The organism is Pseudomonas sp. G.S.17, from assembly GCF_038096165.1.
Taxonomy (GTDB): domain Bacteria; phylum Pseudomonadota; class Gammaproteobacteria; order Pseudomonadales; family Pseudomonadaceae; genus Aquipseudomonas.
Genome location: NZ_CP151076.1, coordinates 187,541 through 205,785 on the forward strand (window position 1 = coordinate 187,541; position 18,245 = coordinate 205,785).

An 18,245-nucleotide genomic window follows, 5' to 3' on the forward strand; every position below is an offset into this window, starting at 1 on the left:
GTTTGTAGTCACTTTCGGTTTTGCGGGTAAAAAAAAGGGTCCTGGAGAATGACCTCCGGACCCTCAAAAGGGAGAGGGGTGTCTAGGCCCTCAGCCTGGTGAGCGTGGTGCGTAAAACGGTTTGCGTTATGCCTTCAGCGGCACAAGGCGTGGCGCGATCATGTTTTCCGGACGCAGGATGTCGGCCAGCATGGCGTCATCGAGCAAGCCTTCTTCGCGCACCAGTTCCAGAACGCCCCGACCGCTTTCGAGGGCGATTCGGGCGATACGAGTGGCGTTTTCGTAACCGATGTAAGGGTTCAGCGCAGTGACCAGCCCGATGGAGTGCTCCACCAGTTCGCGGCAGCGTGCTTCGTTGGCGGTGATGCCGACGATGCAGTGCTCGCGCAGCATGTCCATGGCGCGTTGCAGCAGGCGGATCGAGTCGAAAATCTTGTAGGCGATCAGCGGCTCCATCACGTTGAGCTGCAACTGGCCGCCTTCAGCCGCCATGGTCAGCGCCAGGTCGTTGCCGATGATTTCGAAGGCCACCTGATTGACCGCTTCCGGAATAACCGGGTTGACCTTGCCGGGCATGATCGAGCTGCCGGGCTGACGCGCTGGCAGGTTGATTTCGTTGATGCCGGTGCGTGGGCCGCTGGACAGCAGGCGCAAGTCGTTGCAGATTTTCGACAGCTTGACCGCAGTACGCTTGAGCATGCCGGAGAACAGCACGAAAGCGCCCATGTCAGACGTGGCTTCGATCAAGTCGGCCGCCGGAACCAGCGGTTGACCGCTGATGGTCGCCAGGCGTGAAACTGCAAGATGCTGATAGCCCGGATCGGCGTTGATGCCGGTGCCGATGGCGGTGCCGCCCAGGTTCACTTCGGTGAGCAGCTCCGGTGCGAGGCTGCGCAGGCGGTTCAGGTCTTCGTTGAGCGTGGTGGCGAAAGCGCGGAACTCCTGGCCGAGGGTCATCGGCACCGCGTCCTGCAATTGGGTACGACCCATTTTCAGGACGTGGTTGAATTCCTGGCCCTTGGCCGCGAACGCCTGGATCAGGCTGTCGAGGCTGGCGAGCAGGGCGTCGTGACCCAACAGCAGACCCAGGCGGATGGCCGTTGGGTAAGCATCGTTGGTCGACTGCGCCATGTTCACGTCGTTGTTCGGGTGCAGCTGGTTGTAATCGCCTTTCTCAAGGCCCATCGCTTCAAGGGCGATGTTGGCGATCACTTCGTTGGCATTCATGTTGGTCGAAGTGCCAGCGCCGCCTTGAATCATGTCCACCACGAACTGATCGTGGAAATCGCCACGGATCAAACGCGCGCACGCCTCGCTGATCGCTGCATGCTTGGTCGCATTGAGGTGGCCCAGCTGATGGTTGGCATCGGCGGCTGCCTGCTTGACCATCGCCAGCGCGACAACCAGCTTCGGGTAGTGGGAAAGCGGAACGCCGGAGAGGTGAAAGTTGTTCACCGCTCGCAGGGTCTGAATACCGTAATACGCGTCAGCGGGTACTTCGAGAACACCAAGCAGGTCTTTTTCGATGCGCGATGATGCAGGCGAGGACATGATAGAGATAATCTCAAAAAGGGCATGGGACATGCCGGAACGCTTCGAATACTGGGCTTTCAGGCTAAACTTGACCAATGCTGTTAACCGCTGGCCCATGCACAAACGGCATAATGTGCGTGTGACGTGGTGCCATGTGGGAGCGAGCTTGCTCGCGAATGCTCCTTCGCGAGCAAGCTCGCTCCCACGGTTTCTCAATAATTTCGCCAAGTAATTGCCCCGGAGAACCGATGAATCTGGAAAGCAAATGGCTAGAGGACTTCAGTGCCCTGGCCGCCACTCGCAGCTTTTCCCAGGCTGCCGAGCGGCGGTTCGTTACGCAGCCGGCGTTCAGTCGGCGCATTCGCAGCCTTGAATCCGCGTTGGGCCTGACGCTGGTCAATCGCTCGCGCACGCCCATTGAACTGACCGCCGCCGGCCAGCTGTTTCTGGTCACGGCGCGCACCGTGGTCGAACAGTTGGGCGAGGTGCTGCGGCATTTGCACCATCTGGAAGGCGGGCAGGGTGAAGTCATGCAAGTCGCTGCCGCGCACTCGCTGGCGCTGGGTTTCTTCCCGCGCTGGATTGCCCAGTTGCGCAACGAAGGCTTGAATATCGCCACGCGACTGGTGGCGACCAACGTCGGTGATGCGGTGCATGCGCTGCGTGAAGGCGGCTGCGATCTGATGCTGGCGTTCTACGATCCCGACGCCGCGCTGCAAATGGACGCCGAGATTTTCCCGTGGTTGCACCTTGGGGATACACAGATGCTGCCGGTCTGCGCGGCGGACGCTGAGGGTAAGCCGCTGTTTGATCTGGAAGGTGAAGGCAGCGTGCCGTTATTGGCCTACAGCGCGGGCGCTTTTCTGGGCCGTTCGGTGAATCTGCTGTTGCGCCAACGCAGCCTGCGCTTCACCACGGTCTACGAAACAGCCATGGCCGACAGCCTGAAAAGCATGGCTCTCGAAGGTCTGGGCATCGCGTGGGTGCCGCAGTTAAGCGTGCGTGCCGAACTGGCGCGGGGCGAACTGGTGGTCTGCGGCGGCGCACAGTGGCACGTGCCGCTGGAAATTCGCCTGTACCGCTGCGCGCTGGTGCGCAAAGCCAACGTGCGCCTGCTTTGGCGCAAGCTGGAAGGCGGCGCGGCTCAGGAGCAGAACTGACACGGCCGCTCGACACGCAGCGCAGTCGAGCGGACCGGCGTTACTTCACGGCACTTTGCTTAGATAGTTGAGCATGAGCTTTCTGTTTTGATCACTGTAGACGTAGCAATTGGCTCTCAGGCCCATGCGCGTTGGGGTGATGTTTGTTTCGCACCACCAGCCGTCCTTGTAGATGACTTCCGATGCTTCGTGGCTGCCGCCCAACATATGACCGATCTCATGAGCGGGAGCGGTGTAAGTGGCCATCGAGGCAATCGCTGCGTGATGACCGGGCTTGGTCAGTCCCAAGGTGTATTCATTGATTTTGTTGCGAGTCAAAACCAGGTATTTGTGAGTAATTGACTGGGGTCTATTGTTCTCGGCAATGTATTGATCGACCAGCCGCGTCCAGTTGCGCAGCGTGTTTTCTTCATTTTGACCTTGGTAGTCAATGGCAGTAAGCGGGCCTTGCCGCTCGATAAAATCCAGATAGACCCTGCGTCCACTGACGCTTTCAAGGTCTTTGAGCAGCCAGACAAAGTAGTCGCGTCGGATGTTCTGGCGTTCGGCCTGTGGAATATCGTCGTGCAGGAACACGGTCAGAAAGATCGGCCGCTTCTCCGCCGCCAGATCGGCAAAAGCGGGTTGCCAAAGCAGGGCAAGCATTATCAGCAATAGCGTGGCAGGTTTGAGAAAATCCATTTTCATTTGAGTTAGTCCATTAACACGTTAGAAAAACACCGTCAGTCCATAACGGAATAAGCAAAGTTAAATACAACCAGCCCCGGTTATACAGTTCACGGGTTCGACAGCTAAAGTCATCAGCTCGGGATCGGATACGTAGGACGTTGGTTACACCTGTGTCGGCCAGCCTTGTACTGGAACGAGCCGGAAAACCGCCGCAATGCAGATGGTCGTCAAGGGGGCTGTCATCTGTCAGCTTTACGGTATACTGCGCGGCCTTTGGCCGGTTCGATCGGTCATTATTCGTACAGCAAGCCACGCCGGTCTCCCGCGTGGCTTGTTTGTTTTTTGACGCGCCTGCGGGCGCCCGATGAGAGGCACGACGATGAGCGCACTGGTTGGCGTGATCATGGGCTCCAAGTCCGATTGGTCCACCCTTAGCCACACCGCCGATATGCTGGAAAAGCTCGGCATTCCATTTGAAGTCAAAGTGGTTTCGGCCCACCGGACGCCGGACTTGCTGTTCCAGTACGCCGAGCAGGCCGAAGGCCGTGGCATTGAAGTCATCATCGCTGGCGCGGGCGGCGCGGCGCATCTGCCGGGCATGTGCGCGGCCAAGACGCACCTGCCGGTACTCGGCGTTCCGGTGCAGTCTTCGATGCTGTCCGGTGTCGACTCCCTGCTGTCCATCGTGCAGATGCCTGCGGGTATCCCGGTTGCGACCCTGGCCATCGGCAAGGCTGGCGCAATCAACGCCGCATTGTTGTCGGCGAGCATCCTGGGTGCCAAGCATCCCCAATTCCACGCAGTGCTGAAGAAATTTCGTGCTGAGCAGACAGACAGCGTCCTGGACAATCCAGACCCGCGCGACGCCTGAGGTTTTTCCATGAAGATCGGTGTAATCGGTGGCGGCCAGTTGGGTCGCATGTTGGCGTTGGCAGGCACCCCGCTGGGGATGAACTTTGCATTCCTGGACCCGGCGCCAGACGCTTGCGCGGCTGCGCTGGGCGAACATTTGCGTGCCGATTACGGCGATCAGGATCACCTGCGCCAGTTGGCCGATGAAGTGGATCTGGTCACTTTCGAGTTCGAAAGCGTGCCTGCTGAAACCGTGGCGTTCCTGTCGCAGTTCGTGCCGGTCTACCCGAGCGCCGAAGCCTTGCGCATCGCGCGTGATCGCTGGTTCGAGAAGAGCATGTTCAAGGACCTGGGCATTCCAACGCCTGAGTTCGCCGACATCCAGTCCCAGGCGGATCTGGACGCGGCAGTTGCCAGCATTGGCCTGCCTGCGGTGCTGAAAACCCGCACGCTGGGTTACGACGGCAAGGGCCAGAAAGTGCTGCGCACCCCGGCCGATGTCGCCGGAACCTTCGCCGAGCTGGGCAGCGTTGCCTGTCTGCTGGAAGGCTTCGTGCCGTTCACCGGGGAAGTCTCGTTGATCGCGGTGCGCGCCCGTGATGGCGAAACGCGCTTCTACCCGCTGGTGCACAACACCCACGACAATGGCATCTTGCGCATTTCCATCGCCAGCACCGATCACCCGTTGCAGGCGCTGGCCGAAGATTACGCCGGTCGCGTGCTGAAGCAGCTGGATTACGTTGGCGTGCTGGCGTTCGAGTTCTTCGAAGTCGACGGCGGCCTTAAAGCCAACGAAATCGCGCCTCGGGTGCACAACTCCGGGCACTGGACCACCGAAGGCGCCGAATGCAGCCAGTTCGAAAACCACCTTCGGGCGGTAGCGGGCTTGCCGCTGGGCTCAACCGCCAAGATCGGCGAGAGCGCGATGCTCAACTTCATCGGTGAAGTGCCTGCGGTGGAAAAAGTCATCGCCATCGACGACTGCCATCTGCATCACTACGGCAAGGCCTTCAAGGTCGGTCGCAAAGTAGGCCACGCGACCGTGCGCAGCGTTGACCGCGCCACCCTGGACCGTCAGGTGAAACTCGTCGAAGCGCTGATCAAAGGCTGATTGCTGGTTCGCAATACCTGGCCTCCCGCAACGGGAGGTCGGGTTGATTGATTTGCACGCTGTTCCCGCCGCCCATTTACGCCCCATCAAATTGCAATGCAACGCCTATAGTGTGGAACCATTCTGGGCTGTACGTTCTCAGATGGCAGGACACCAAGCGTCTTATCTACACTTTGGTATGTCCAATTCATACAGAGGGAATGACATGGGTATTATAGGAACCATCTTCATTGGCTTGATCGTGGGCCTGCTGGCTCGCTTCCTTAAGCCAGGTGATGACAGCATGGGTTGGATCATGACCATTCTGTTGGGTATCGGTGGCTCTCTGGCAGCAACTTACGGCGGCCAGGCTTTGGGTATCTATCAGGCAGGCGAGGGCGCAGGTTTCCTCGGCGCGTTGGTTGGCGCAGTTGTGCTGCTGGTGCTGTACGGTCTGATTAAAAAGAACTGACAGTCAGTAGCTGGCCCTCTGCGCACTCGGCGCGTAGAGGGCTAGAATGTCGGGCTTGTTTCAACTACCTCTAGCCGAGCTTGCCAATGCGACGTCTTGTTTTTATTGCTGTGCTGCTGACCTGCGGCTTGGCCCACGCTGAAATTCCTGAAACCGACTGGCTGGAACTGATGCCCAAGTCGGATCAAAAAGCCCTTGAGGCCATGCCCGAAATCGACCACAACTCGCCCGAGGCGCAGGGAACGTTCGACAGCAAGGGCGGCTTGAAGCAGAGCAAAGGTCTGCCGGCGGTGATGTATTCGGCCAAGACTGTGCCGACCATGAATGGCAAAGAGATTCGCCTGGGTGGGTATCCGGTCCCGCTGGAAACCGATGCGAAAGGTCGCAGCACGCTGTTCTTCCTGGTGCCGTATCCAGGCGCCTGCATCCACGTGCCACCGCCGCCGCCAAATCAGCTCGTGCTGGTGCGCTACCCGAAAGGCTTGAAAATCGACGACATCTACACACCGCTGTGGGTGGTCGGCACCCTGAAAGTCGAGAAGGTCAGCAATGACCTGGCGGACGCGGCTTACGCAATGGAAGCGGCGAAGGTGCGGGTTGTGGTTGAGGCGGATCTTTAGCAAAACAAACGCAAAACCCGTAGGACCGGCTTTAGCCGGGAGGGCGAAGGTTCTGACGACGCATCTGCTGTAGATGGACCGACCTCCTCCCGGCTAAAGCCGGTCCTACGGAATGCGTTCCAGAGCCGGTCCTACGGAAACGGTTGCGGTGGCCGTTGCCGCTTAAATCGCCTCAGCCCAAACGCTGAGCGCCAACACATGCATCTCATCCGGCGCCAGGGTCACGATGTCGTCCAGCACGTTGGCGGTTTCGACGCAGACCATGCCTTGCCAGCCATCGGCGGCCATGTCGCTGAAGCTTTTGGTTTTTTCCGTCCACGGGTTCCACACCACGGCTGACTTCGAGCCGCTGGTGCAGATGTGGATTTTGCGCTGCCATTGCGGGTCGACGATGCTCAGCATGTCGGGGGTGTCGAGGTAGATGCGGTCGGTCTCGCCAGCAAACTGCAGTTCGCCGGATTGCTCGCGCTCTGCCCAGTTCTCCAGGGTTTCGATATAGCGCAGGCCGTCGAGGCCTTTGATGCTGATCTGGCGTACATCGCTGACAGCGAAGTAGCTGTGCAATGCCTGGCTGAAACTCACGGTTTCGGTGCCGCTGTTGTAGCTGACGAGGCTGACGTTCAGCGCTTCATCCAGGCGGATGCTCAGCTTGAGTGCCACGTTATGCGGCCAACCCGGCAATTGACCTTCGGCCAGGGGCTGAATGAACTCGACGAGCAGCGCGTCGCCATCTTCGCCAACCCCCAGCAATTCCCAATCAATGGCCCGGACTTCTCCGTGGGCCTTGGCCGGTTCATCGCTCTGGCGCATGGCCTGGACGCTTTGCGGGTTGCGCTCAAGATTGCCAAACCAGGGCCAGCAAACCGGCATGCCGCCGCGAATTGCTTTGCCTTTTTTGAACGCAGCCTGCTCATTGGGCCAGATCAGCGGCGGTTGGCCATCAACCTGATAGCTGACGATGTGCGCGCCTTGCTGGGCAACAACCAGTTCGGCGTCGCCGTGGCGGATGCGCCAGCAATTCAGCTCATCGATAGTGACGGTTTCAACCTGGGGCGTTGGCATGGGTAAGTTCTCGCTCAAGGACGGTGACAGTAGTAGACCGTGCAAAAGTCGTCGAGTTTACCGTGAAGCGGCCACTGCATGCCTCAGGTGCGGCAAATTACCGCCGCGCGGGCACCGAACGCGTGCGGCCGCTGCCGTCGATGGCGACGAACACAAACACCGCTTCAGTGACCTTGCGCCATTCGCTGGACAGCGGATCATCGCTCCACACTTCAACCATCATCTGGATGGAGCTGCGGCCGATTTCCAGGGCCTGGGTGTAGAAGGACAACTGCGCGCCAACGGCAACCGGCACCAGAAACGCCATGCGGTCGATAGCGACGGTTGCAACGCGCCCGCCCGCGACCTTGCTGGCCATCGCTGTACCGGCCAGGTCCATCTGGGACACCAGCCAGCCGCCGAAAATATCGCCGAAACCATTTGTTTCACGGGGCAACGCCGTGATTTGCAAGGCCAGGTCGCCTTGTGGAATTGGATCTTCTTGTTCGAGCTCGATCATGCATAGGGTGCCTCTGACCCATGACGCTTAAGTCTTTGCCGCGGTGGACAGATGCCTGGAGGCGTCTGAAGGGAAACTCTGCGAAAGCGGCTGTCGGACAGTTGATTTCGCACAGTACCCCGATACGTTTTCACACAAGTTGTAGCAAATCGCGGTCTGCGAGTATATCGGGCGACGCGTCAGGCTACGACCCGTTGACTGGCGATTTAGACCACTTGCAGCTTCTATCTGTGTGCTTTTTGAAACAATTTGCTATCGTGCCGAACCCGATCAGGCGGCATGACTGCTTGTATCACGCAATTTTGGTGCCTATCTGTACCTGTTGCTTGAGAGAATCGCCTCTGCACGCCATCCCGCCGCAGTCAGCATTGCTATCGCTTTCCCATAAAAGAGATGTTCACAAGAGAAGAAGCCTTGCCATGTCAACAGTGCCCTCAAGTACCGCGCAGCCCTCGCGCCCGCTGACCCGTAACGACTACAAGACGTTGTCGCTGTCCGCATTGGGCGGCGCGCTGGAATTTTACGATTTCATCATTTTCGTGTTTTTTGCGACCGTGGTCGGCAAGCTGTTCTTCCCCGTGGACATGCCGGAATGGCTGCGCATGATGCAGACCTTCGGCATCTTCGCTGCCGGTTACCTGGCCCGACCGCTGGGCGGCATCATCATGGCGCACTTCGGCGACCTGCTGGGGCGCAAGAAGATGTTCACCTTGAGCATTTTCATGATGGCGGTCCCGACCCTGATCATGGGTTTGTTACCGACTTACGCACAAATTGGTATGTGGGCACCGATCCTGCTGTTGCTGATGCGCGTGATCCAGGGCGCAGCCATTGGCGGCGAAGTGCCGGGCGCCTGGGTGTTCGTCTCCGAGCACGTTCCAGCGCGACATATCGGCTACGCCTGCGGCACGCTGACCTGCGGCCTGACCGCCGGGATTTTGCTGGGTTCGCTGGTCGCCACCTTCATCAACAGCATCTATACCCCGATTGAAGTGGCCGATTTCGCCTGGCGTATCCCGTTTCTGCTCGGCGGCGTGTTCGGTCTGTTGTCGGTTTACCTGCGCCGCTGGCTGCACGAAACACCGGTGTTCGCCGAGCTGCAACTGCGCAAGGCCCTGGCCGAAGAAGTGCCGCTCAAGGCGGTATTGCGCGATCATCGCGGCGCCGTCGCCATTTCGATGCTGCTGACCTGGCTGCTGTCGGCGGGCGTTATCGTGGTTATCCTGATGACCCCGACCATTCTGCAAAGCGCGACGTTCGGCTTCCCGGCGGCCGTGGCCTTGAAGGCTAACAGCCTGGCGATTGTGTTCCTGAGCCTGGGCTGCATCGGTGCCGGTGCGCTGGCTGACCGTTTTGGCGCGGGTTGGGTGTTCCTGCTCGGTAGCCTTGGATTGCTGATCACTTCGTGGACGCTGTATCACAGCCTCGGCGCGCACCCGGACTGGTTGTTCCCGCTGTATGCGGTAACCGGCCTGTTCGTCGGCACCATCGGCGCGGTGCCCTATGTGATGGTCAAGGCATTCCCGGCACCCGTGCGCTTCTCGGGTCTGTCGTTCTCCTACAACCTGTCGTACGCCATCTTCGGTGGCCTGACGCCGATGGTCGTGACCTTCATGCTCAAGTCCAGCCCGATGGGCCCGGCGTGGTATGTGGCTGCGTTGTGCTGCATGGGCATGGGGCTGGGTGTGTATTTGCTGAAGACCGAAGTGCATCGCAGCTAGGCGATTGCACGGGTAAAAATCGCAGGCCCGCTTTGGCAGGCCTGCACTCTGGCTTCATACCTTGATGGCAAGTACCGCGCCGGAACCTTCGGCTGCGCCAGCGCAAAGGATTGTTCGCGGATTTGAACCCTCTACGACGTAGCTGCCCCTGGGGAAAAACGATGCACCTGGCGGTGAGCCTACACTCGAGCCTTCAGTAAAACTTGTATCGGGTTCACCCGTTGAATGGAATCTGCCAGCTACGGACCAGCTATCGGTTGGTGTGCCGCCGTTGCCGAAAACCACGATCTTCCCCGCCTTGTCTATTAATGTTCTTGCATCGTTCCAGAAGTCATACGTGGAAGTCGGATGAAGCCGCAGATAAACCGGCTTGCCATTATTGAAGCGTTCATCAGGCTTGCCATTGGGTAGGCATCTTGCAAGCAGGCTTTCCTCAATTCTCAACTCCCGATTGAAATGTAATCCAGTGACCAATAGATGGCTTTCATCGCTGGTGATCGAAACATCCATAACTTGATGTTCCTCAGCAGGCTCCAGGTCCACAAAACTATTTTGACCAAAGTTCGGGTCAAAGTTGCCATCCGTGTCGAGTCGAGTCATGAATCCCACTGTGTAACCTGCGGGAACCGGATAATAGCCGTAAGTGAGAAGTCGGGTCCCCGCTTCTACTAATTTCAAACCGTAAAGCTGGGTGCCTTTTGCTGCCGAGCGTTGTAATTCCAGAATACCTTGCCCAGCGAAACTTTCGTCCAGCCGACCATCCGGAGTCAGCTTGATCAACAATGAGCCTAATGGTCCTTCTTCTGCGATGGTTGCTGCCATGATGATCTTTCCATCAGCTAACACCACCGTACCGACGAACCTGAGAGGTCTGTTCGCAAGCGATGTAATGTTGAGTACGCCTTCGTTGCCAAAGCTTGTATCCGCGCTACCGTCAGGCTCCAGTCGAGTCATCATTACATGGAGAAACTGAGTATCTAAAAAACGCCGGTGTACCCCGATGACTAGTAGTTTGCCGTTGTTAAGCTCAATGATTTGCTGGGGGAATGAATAGTCGGTCGCTCCGAATCTGATATCAACAGTACCGTCACCGCGAGTACCGAATGACGTATCAATATTGCCCCTGGCGTCAAAGCATACAACGCCGGAGTTATTTATATCGGGATCAGGGTTGTCTAGGGTAAAACCTTCATAGTAAGAGGCCAGGTACTTCGAGCCGGTGCGCAACTGCACAAGAGAGGACACCCAGAATGTCCGACGTCCACCCATAGTGATCAGTAACTTCCCGTCGCGACCAAAAGTTTCATCATAGTGCAGGGGATTCAGAGGCGATGCGCGATCTGAACTATTTCCTTGAGTCGGCGCTTTGAATGCCTGTTCTTCCAATGCCAAGTGTTTACCACTAAATGTGAATTCCATTTGTTGAGTCTCCATAACTTGATATTTATTAAACGTTAATAGGTTCTGTTAAGCATATGCAGAGGGTGGAGTGCAACGAGATTTATTGGCAATTGGCCGATAAAAATTTATCGCGAGGGGTTATGTTGCCCAGAGCGTGATAGACCGCACGTATCAACAGACAAAAGCCATGTTGGTGAAAGAGTCACGCAACTGTCACAATCTTTTCATAAAGTCGTCACGCCGCCCGCCAATACTGACGGTCACGGATTTTTTGACTCACCTCGCTCGGAGCAAGGTATGAAACTCAAGCGTTTGATGACTGCACTGACCTTCGTAGCCGCTGGCGTGGCGACTGCCCATTCCTTTGCCGCTGTTGATCCTGCGATCAAGCCTTATGTGAAGACCTCCGGCGTGTCGGGCAATCTGTCCAGTGTGGGTTCCGATACCCTCGCGAACCTCATGACGTTGTGGGCCGAGGCCTACAAGAAAGAATATCCCAGCGTAAACATTCAGATTCAGGCCGCTGGCTCGTCCACTGCGCCACCTGCCTTGACTGAAGGCACCGCCAACCTTGGGCCGATGAGCCGCAAGATGAAGGACGGTGAGCTGTCGGCTTTCGAGCAACGGCACGGCTACAAACCCACGGCGATCCCGGTTGCAGTCGATGCGCTGGCGGTTTTCGTGCACAAGGACAACCCGATCAAAGGCCTGACCATGGCGCAAGTGGACGCGATTTTCTCCGCCACTCGCCTGTGCGGTGCCAAGACTGATGCCAAGACCTGGGCCGACGTCGGTGTTACCGGTGACCTGGCAGGCAAGCCGATCCAATTGTTTGGCCGCAACTCGGTCTCCGGCACGTATGGCTACTTCAAGGAAGAAGCGCTGTGCAAAGGCGACTTCAAGGCCAACGTCAATGAACAGCCTGGCTCGGCTTCGGTGGTCAGCTCCATCAGCAGTTCGCTGAACGGCATCGGTTATTCGGGTATCGGTTATAAAACGTCCAGCGTGCGAACCGTGCCGCTGGCCAAGAAAGAAGGCGCCGAGTTCGTCGAAGACAACGAAGCCAACGCGCTGAACGGCACGTATCCGCTGGCGCGCTTCCTTTATGTCTATGTTAATAAGGCACCCAACAAGCCACTCGCCCCGCTGGAAGCTGAATTCATCAAGCTGGTTCTGTCCCGGCAAGGTCAGGAAGTGGTCATGAAAGACGGCTATATCCCGCTGCCATCGAAGGTCGTGACCAAGGCTTTGGCGGATCTGGGCTTGCAGGAAGGTGCGGTCGCGGCGAAATAATCGTGAACCCGGCGAGGCTTGCTTGAATCAGGCCGCGCTATTAACTGTACAGTCCGCTGCCAGGATCGTGGGTGGCGGGCTTTTTTGCGTCACCTCGCTGTAATGTTTTTGTCATACAGGACCGCTAGGGTGTGCGCATGAATGATTTGGCCAAGCCTTCGATGAATCAGAATTCACCCGCCAAGCGCATTGATTTCAATACGCCGCAGATGCAGCGCAAGCGCCGCGTGCGTGCTTTCAAGGACCGCTTGACCCGTTGGTACGTGGCCATCGGTGGCCTTGCCGTGCTGGCGGCGATCACCTTGATCTTCTTTTATCTGGCCTACGTCGTGGCGCCGCTGTTTCAAGGCGCAACCCTGACTCAGGAAAGCCCGGTCAAACCGGCCTGGTTGAACGACGCCGGCAAGCCGCTGATGCTGTCCATCGAGGAGCAGAATCAGGTCGGCATGCGGATTTCCGACCTGGGTGAAGCGGTGTTCTTCAATGCCCAGACCGGCGCGGAACTGCAACGCATCCGCTTGCCGTTGCCTGCTGGCGTGACCGTCGCGTCCATCGGCAAGGATCAGCCCGGCACGCCATTGATTGCCTTGGGTTTATCCAATGGTCAGGTTTTGGTGTTTCGCCACAGCTACCAGATCACCTACCCCAATGACCTGAAAACCGTCACCCCCGCGTTGCTCTGGCCCTACGGTGAAGCGCCTTTGACCATTGATGATCAGGGCCGGGCGCTGGATCACGTCACGCTCAATGCCAATGGCGAAAGCCTGCTGATCGCCGCGTCGACCGGTCCGCAGCTGCACGTGTTGGGCCTTGAGCAAAAAGAAAACATGATGACCGGCGAGGTCAGCAACGAGCAAAGTCGTATTGATCTGCCGCAGTTATCGGAGAAGGTCAAAGCCATCTATATCGATCCGCGTCAGCAATGGCTGTATGTGATCAATGGCCGCGCCCAGGCCGACGTGTTCAGCCTGCGTGATCGCACGCTCAATGGTCGCTATAAGCTGCTCGAAGACGGCAATGCCGAAATCACTGCCAGCACGCAATTGGTGGGCGGTATTTCGCTGATTATCGGCAACTCCAAAGGCGGCATGGCCCAGTGGTTCATGGCCCGCGATGTAGATGGCGAACAGCGCCTGATGCACATTCGCGACTTCCAGATGAGCACCGCGCCTATCGTGCAGATCCGTGCCGAGCAGCGTCGCAAGGGTTTCATCGCCATGGACGCTTCCGGCAAGCTGGGCGTGTTCCACAGCACCGCGCATCGCACTTTGCTGGTTCAACAAGTCGCCGATGGTGCAGGGCTGATTACCCTGTCGCCGCGTGCCGACCAGATCATGGTCGAGCAGGGCGGCGCATTGTTGCCGATGGTCCTGAAAAATCCGCACCCGGAAGTGTCCTGGAGTTCACTGTGGGGCAAGGTCTGGTACGAAAACTATGACGAGCCTAAATACGTCTGGCAGTCCACGGCTTCCAACAGCGACTTCGAACCCAAGCTGAGCCTCGCGCCACTGACCTACGGCACGCTGAAAGCCGCGTTCTACGCCATGCTGCTCGCCGCACCGCTGGCCATTGCCGCAGCAATCTATACCGCTTACTTCATGGCACCGGCCATGCGCCGCAAGGTCAAGCCGGTGATCGAATTGATGGAAGCCATGCCGACGGTGATTCTCGGCTTCTTCGCCGGGCTGTTTCTGGCGCCGTATCTGGAAGGCCATTTACCGGGGATTTTCAGCCTGTTGCTGCTGACGCCGATTGGCATTCTGGTGGCCGGTTTCGTCTGGAGCCGCTTGCCTGATTCGATCCGTTTGCGAGTGCCCGATGGCTGGGAAAGCGCGATTCTGCTGCCGGTAGTGCTGCTGATCGGCTGGGCGTCGCTGGGCATGAGCCCGCATCTGGAGAACTGGTTCTTCGGCGGCGACATGCGTATGTGGATCTCCAATGATCTGGGCATTACCTACGATCAGCGCAACGCGCTGGTGGTTGGCATCGCCATGGGTTTCGCCGTCATCCCCAACATTTATTCGATTGCCGAGGACGCCGTATTCAGCGTGCCGCGCGGCCTGACCCTCGGTTCGCTGGCGCTGGGCGCCACGCCGTGGCAAACCCTGACCCGCGTGGTCATCCTCACCGCCAGCCCGGGGATTTTCTCGGCGTTGATGATCGGCATGGGCCGCGCGGTGGGCGAAACCATGATCGTGCTGATGGCCACCGGCAACACGCCGATCATGGACATGAACCTGTTTGAAGGCATGCGAACGCTGGCGGCGAACGTCGCGGTGGAGATGCCGGAGTCGGAAGTGGGAGGCAGTCATTATCGAGTGTTGTTCCTCGCAGCCCTGGTGCTGCTGACGTTCACGTTCGTGATGAACACCTTGGCGGAGCTGATTCGTCAGCGTCTGCGCAAGCAATACTCGTCTCTCTAAGGAAGGTAGAAGTTCGTGAAAAAGAACTCCCTCAAGAGCTGGTTCAAAAGCGGCGCCCCCGGCGTCTGGATGAGTGCGGGTGCCGTCTCCATTGCCGTGATCATGACCATCGGCCTGCTGGCGGTGATCGCCGTGCGCGGCCTCGGGCATTTCTGGCCGGCGGACCTGACCTACGCGCAGTACGACGTACCCAATCAGGAAAAGCACGTTCTGATCGGTGAAGTGGTTGAGCAGGAGCAAGTGCCGCGCGCCCGCTTGAAAGGCTCAGGCTTGCCGGTGCCCGATGCAGGTCCGGAATTCATGACCCGCGAGCTGGTCAAGGTCGGCAATCGCGACCTCAATCCCAGTGATTTCACCTGGGTGGTGGGCGAATGGCTGGCCGAACAGAGCAAACCACCGGAACTGATGACCCTGGAACGCCGCGAGTGGGGCAACTTCTACGGTTATCTGGTCAACGTGAAGGAAAACGGCAAGATCGTTGCTGAAGGCGAGGCGGCCTGGCCGACCCTGCAGGAACGCATCCAGCGCATCAATAGCCTGGCGCGCGAACTGTACGGGCTGGAAAAGAAAGACATCGGCGCCATCAACCACGGCATTGAACGTTTGCGTCTGCAGGCTCGCAAACTGGAGCTGGAAGGCAAGCTTGACCCGCAAGCCCAGGCCGACATGGCCAGCGAGCGCGCCGAGCTCGACAGTCGCTATAAAGACATCGAAGCGAAACTGGGCGCGCTGCACACCGCCTTCGACCGCGACAGCCTGACCGCTCGGGATGCCAACGGCAAAGAGGTGGAAATCAGCCTCGGCAAAGTCGTGCATGCCTATCAGCCCAACGCCATGGGCACCTTCACCAAGCTGGGTTTCTATTTCAAGAAGCTCTGGGAATTCCTCAGCGAAGACCCGCGTGAAGCCAACACCGAAGGCGGCATCTTCCCGGCGATTTTCGGCACGGTGATGATGACCTTGATCATGGCGGTGATCGTCACCCCATTTGGCGTGTTGGCGGCGGTTTATCTGCGCGAATACGCCCGGCAAGGCCCAGTGACGCGCCTGATCAGAATCGCGGTGAACAATCTGGCCGGCGTTCCGGCGATTGTCTACGGCGTGTTCGGCCTGGGTTTCTTCGTTTATGTGCTGGGCGGTTCGGTGGATCGGCTGTTCTTCCCCGAAGCCTTGCCCGCGCCAACCTTCGGCACGCCGGGCTTGCTCTGGGCGTCATTGACGCTGGCGCTGCTGGCCGTGCCGGTGGTGATCGTCGCCACCGAAGAAGGTTTGGCGCGCATCCCGCGCACTTTGCGCGAAGGCTCGCTGGCGTTGGGCGCAACCAAGGCTGAAACCCTGTGGAAGATCGTTTTGCCCATGGCCAGCCCGGCGATGATGACCGGCCTGATTCTCGCCGTGGCCCGCGCCGCTGGCGAAGTGGCGCCGCTGATGCTGGTGGGTGTGGTCAAGCTGGCACCGTCGCTGCCGTTGGATGGCAACTACCCTTATCTGCATCTGGACCAAAAGATCATGCACCTGGGTTTCCATATTTACGACGTCGGCTTCCAAAGCCCGAATGTCGAGGCCGCACGCCCGCTGGTGTATGCCACGGCGTTGCTGCTGGTGTTGGTGATCGCCTTGCTCAACCTGTCGGCGGTGGCGATTCGTAACCATCTGCGCGAGAAATACAAAGCGCTGGACAGCTGATTTGCAACAGCACCGCTCCCTCAATGAAGGCGGGCGGTTCGATGAACAGAATGCTTAGCACCGGGAGCAATCCATGCAGCAAGACAACCCGACCCACGGCGTCAACATGACGACCCTGGGCCGCAAGCGACAAGGCCTGCATCTGGCCGACGAGACCGTGGCCATCGAAGTGCCGGGGCTGAATCTGTTTTATGACGACAAACAGGCGCTGTTCGATATCAGCCTGAATATCCCCAAGCAACGGGTGACGGCGTTCATCGGCCCGTCCGGTTGTGGCAAGTCGACACTGCTGCGCACGTTTAATCGCATGAATGATCTGGTCGATGGCTGCCGTGTCGACGGTTCCATCAACCTGTGGGGCCATGACATCTATCGCAAGGGCGAAGATGTTGCCGAATTGCGCCGGCGCGTCGGCATGGTGTTCCAGAAGCCCAATCCGTTCCCCAAGACCATCTACGAAAACGTGGTCTACGGCTTGCGGATTCAGGGCATCAACAAGAAACGCGTGCTCGATGAGGCCGTGGAATGGGCGCTCAAGGGTGCTGCGCTGTGGGACGAGGTCAAGGATCGCCTGCACGAGTCCGCTTTGGGCTTGTCCGGCGGTCAGCAGCAACGTCTGGTCATCGCCCGCACCATCGCGGTCGAGCCTGAAGTGTTGCTGCTGGACGAACCCTGTTCGGCACTTGATCCGATTTCGACACTAAAAGTCGAAGAACTGATCTACGAACTGAAATCCAAATACACCATTGTGATCGTTACCCACAACATGCAGCAGGCGGCGCGGGTCTCGGATTACACCGCATTCATGTACATGGGCAAACTGGTCGAGTTCGGTGACACAGACACACTGTTCACCAATCCGGCGAAAAAACAGACGGAAGACTACATCACCGGTCGTTATGGCTAGGTGAAATGCGCTTCGTCAGCCCTGAACCACCGCTGCGTTTTCGCACTTAATCGGACGTTCCAAGGACACCAAGCATGATTCATAAAGACAGCCTCACGCATCACATCTCACAACAGTTCAACGCCGAGCTTGAAGAAGTGCGTAGCCATTTGCTCGAAATGGGCGGATTGGTCGAGAAGCAGGTCAATGATGCGGTGACCGCCTTGATCGAAGCCGATTCCGGGCTGGCCCAGCGGGTTCGTGAGGTCGACGACCGCATCAACCAGATGGAGCGCAATATCGACGAGGAATGCCTGCGCATTCTTGCCCGTCGGCAGCCAGCGGCCTCGGACCTGCGCCTGATCATCAGCATCTCCAAGTCGGTGATCGACCTGGAACGCATCGGTGACGAAGCCACCAAGATCGCCCGTCGCGCCATCCAGCTGTGCGAAGAAGGCGAATCGCCGCGCGGTTACGTCGAAGTGCGGCACATCGGCGACCAGGTACGCAACATGGTCCGCGATGCGCTGGACTCCTTTGCGCGCTTCGACGCCGAGCTGGCCTTGTCGGTTGCCCAATACGACAAGATCATCGACCGCGAATACAAGACCGCGCTGCGTGAGCTGGCGACCTACATGATGGAAGACCCGCGCTCCATTTCCCGGGTTCTCAACGTGATCTGGGTGCTGCGCTCGCTGGAACGCATCGGCGACCATGCGCGTAACATTTCCGAGCTGGTCATCTATCTTGTGCGCGGCACCGACGTGCGCCACATGGGCCTCAAGCGCATGAAAGAAGAAGTGCAGGGTATATCCACCGAAACTCCTAATGTTCCGGGCCAAGCTGACGATAAATAAGACTGCCTGCGAAAAAAAACG

At 58.4% G+C, this 18,245-nt stretch carries 16 protein-coding genes; 11 read left to right on the forward strand and 5 right to left on the reverse strand.

Annotated elements, in window-relative coordinates:
- Positions 1-126: 126 nt before the first annotated feature.
- Positions 127-1,551, reverse strand: coding sequence for an aspartate ammonia-lyase (gene aspA / locus AABC73_RS00850; RefSeq protein WP_065833974.1), 1,425 nt, complete (start codon positions 1,549-1,551; stop codon positions 127-129).
- A 230-nt stretch (positions 1,552-1,781) separates the two neighbouring features.
- On the opposite strand from aspA, the gene AABC73_RS00855 reads away from it, so the two are divergent.
- Complete coding sequence (locus AABC73_RS00855) at positions 1,782-2,693, forward strand: LysR substrate-binding domain-containing protein (protein ID WP_331151395.1); 912 nt, start codon at positions 1,782-1,784, stop codon at positions 2,691-2,693.
- 45 nt (positions 2,694-2,738) lie between these two features.
- Here AABC73_RS00855 and AABC73_RS00860 read toward each other — a convergent pair whose 3' ends face one another.
- Complete coding sequence (locus tag AABC73_RS00860; RefSeq protein WP_341522059.1) at positions 2,739-3,380, reverse strand: hypothetical protein; 642 nt, start codon at positions 3,378-3,380, stop codon at positions 2,739-2,741.
- A 361-nt stretch (positions 3,381-3,741) separates the two neighbouring features.
- Between AABC73_RS00860 and purE the strand changes: the two genes are divergently transcribed.
- The 4 genes from purE (at position 3,742) to AABC73_RS00880 (ending at position 6,396) form a co-directional block, all read left to right on the forward strand.
- Positions 3,742-4,233 carry a 5-(carboxyamino)imidazole ribonucleotide mutase gene (gene purE, locus AABC73_RS00865; RefSeq protein WP_020291616.1) on the forward strand — a complete coding sequence of 164 codons (492 nt, stop codon included), beginning with the start codon at positions 3,742-3,744 and terminating at the stop codon, positions 4,231-4,233.
- Between the two features lie 9 nt (positions 4,234-4,242).
- Positions 4,243-5,325, forward strand: coding sequence for a 5-(carboxyamino)imidazole ribonucleotide synthase (locus AABC73_RS00870; protein ID WP_341522060.1), 1,083 nt, complete (start codon positions 4,243-4,245; stop codon positions 5,323-5,325).
- 205 nt (positions 5,326-5,530) lie between these two features.
- A complete protein-coding gene (locus AABC73_RS00875; RefSeq protein ID WP_310844204.1) occupies positions 5,531-5,776 on the forward strand; it encodes a GlsB/YeaQ/YmgE family stress response membrane protein in 246 nt (81 codons plus the stop codon).
- 86 nt (positions 5,777-5,862) lie between these two features.
- On the forward strand, positions 5,863-6,396 hold the full coding sequence (locus AABC73_RS00880) for a DUF3299 domain-containing protein (protein ID WP_341522061.1): 534 nt from the start codon (positions 5,863-5,865) through the stop codon (positions 6,394-6,396).
- A 162-nt stretch (positions 6,397-6,558) separates the two neighbouring features.
- Here AABC73_RS00880 and AABC73_RS00885 read toward each other — a convergent pair whose 3' ends face one another.
- The gene (locus AABC73_RS00885; RefSeq protein WP_341522062.1) at positions 6,559-7,458 is read right to left on the reverse strand and encodes a D-hexose-6-phosphate mutarotase; all 900 of its coding nucleotides are present in this window, start codon (positions 7,456-7,458) and stop codon (positions 6,559-6,561) included.
- Between the two features lie 97 nt (positions 7,459-7,555).
- The gene (locus AABC73_RS00890; RefSeq protein WP_020291610.1) at positions 7,556-7,957 is read right to left on the reverse strand and encodes an acyl-CoA thioesterase; all 402 of its coding nucleotides are present in this window, start codon (positions 7,955-7,957) and stop codon (positions 7,556-7,558) included.
- Between the two features lie 419 nt (positions 7,958-8,376).
- Between AABC73_RS00890 and AABC73_RS00895 the strand changes: the two genes are divergently transcribed.
- Positions 8,377-9,678 carry an MFS transporter gene (locus AABC73_RS00895; RefSeq protein ID WP_341522063.1) on the forward strand — a complete coding sequence of 434 codons (1,302 nt, stop codon included), beginning with the start codon at positions 8,377-8,379 and terminating at the stop codon, positions 9,676-9,678.
- Positions 9,679-9,732: 54 nt separating this feature from the next.
- Here AABC73_RS00895 and AABC73_RS00900 read toward each other — a convergent pair whose 3' ends face one another.
- Positions 9,733-11,097 (reverse strand): hypothetical protein, encoded by a 1,365-nt coding sequence (locus AABC73_RS00900; RefSeq protein ID WP_341522064.1) that lies wholly within the window; start codon positions 11,095-11,097, stop codon positions 9,733-9,735.
- A gap of 279 nt (positions 11,098-11,376) precedes the next feature.
- Between AABC73_RS00900 and AABC73_RS00905 the strand changes: the two genes are divergently transcribed.
- The 5 genes from AABC73_RS00905 (at position 11,377) to phoU (ending at position 18,224) form a co-directional block, all read left to right on the forward strand.
- Positions 11,377-12,372 (forward strand): phosphate ABC transporter substrate-binding protein PstS family protein, encoded by a 996-nt coding sequence (locus AABC73_RS00905; RefSeq protein ID WP_341522065.1) that lies wholly within the window; start codon positions 11,377-11,379, stop codon positions 12,370-12,372.
- A 137-nt stretch (positions 12,373-12,509) separates the two neighbouring features.
- Entirely contained in the window at positions 12,510-14,795 is a 2,286-nt protein-coding gene (locus tag AABC73_RS00910; RefSeq protein ID WP_341522066.1) for an ABC transporter permease subunit, read from the forward strand.
- A 69-nt stretch (positions 14,796-14,864) separates the two neighbouring features.
- Complete coding sequence (gene pstA / locus AABC73_RS00915) at positions 14,865-16,481, forward strand: phosphate ABC transporter permease PstA (protein ID WP_341524364.1); 1,617 nt, start codon at positions 14,865-14,867, stop codon at positions 16,479-16,481.
- A 73-nt stretch (positions 16,482-16,554) separates the two neighbouring features.
- Complete coding sequence (gene pstB, locus AABC73_RS00920; protein ID WP_341522067.1) at positions 16,555-17,388, forward strand: phosphate ABC transporter ATP-binding protein PstB; 834 nt, start codon at positions 16,555-16,557, stop codon at positions 17,386-17,388.
- 74 nt (positions 17,389-17,462) lie between these two features.
- Complete coding sequence (phoU, locus tag AABC73_RS00925) at positions 17,463-18,224, forward strand: phosphate signaling complex protein PhoU (RefSeq protein WP_065833963.1); 762 nt, start codon at positions 17,463-17,465, stop codon at positions 18,222-18,224.
- Positions 18,225-18,245 lie beyond the last annotated feature (21 nt).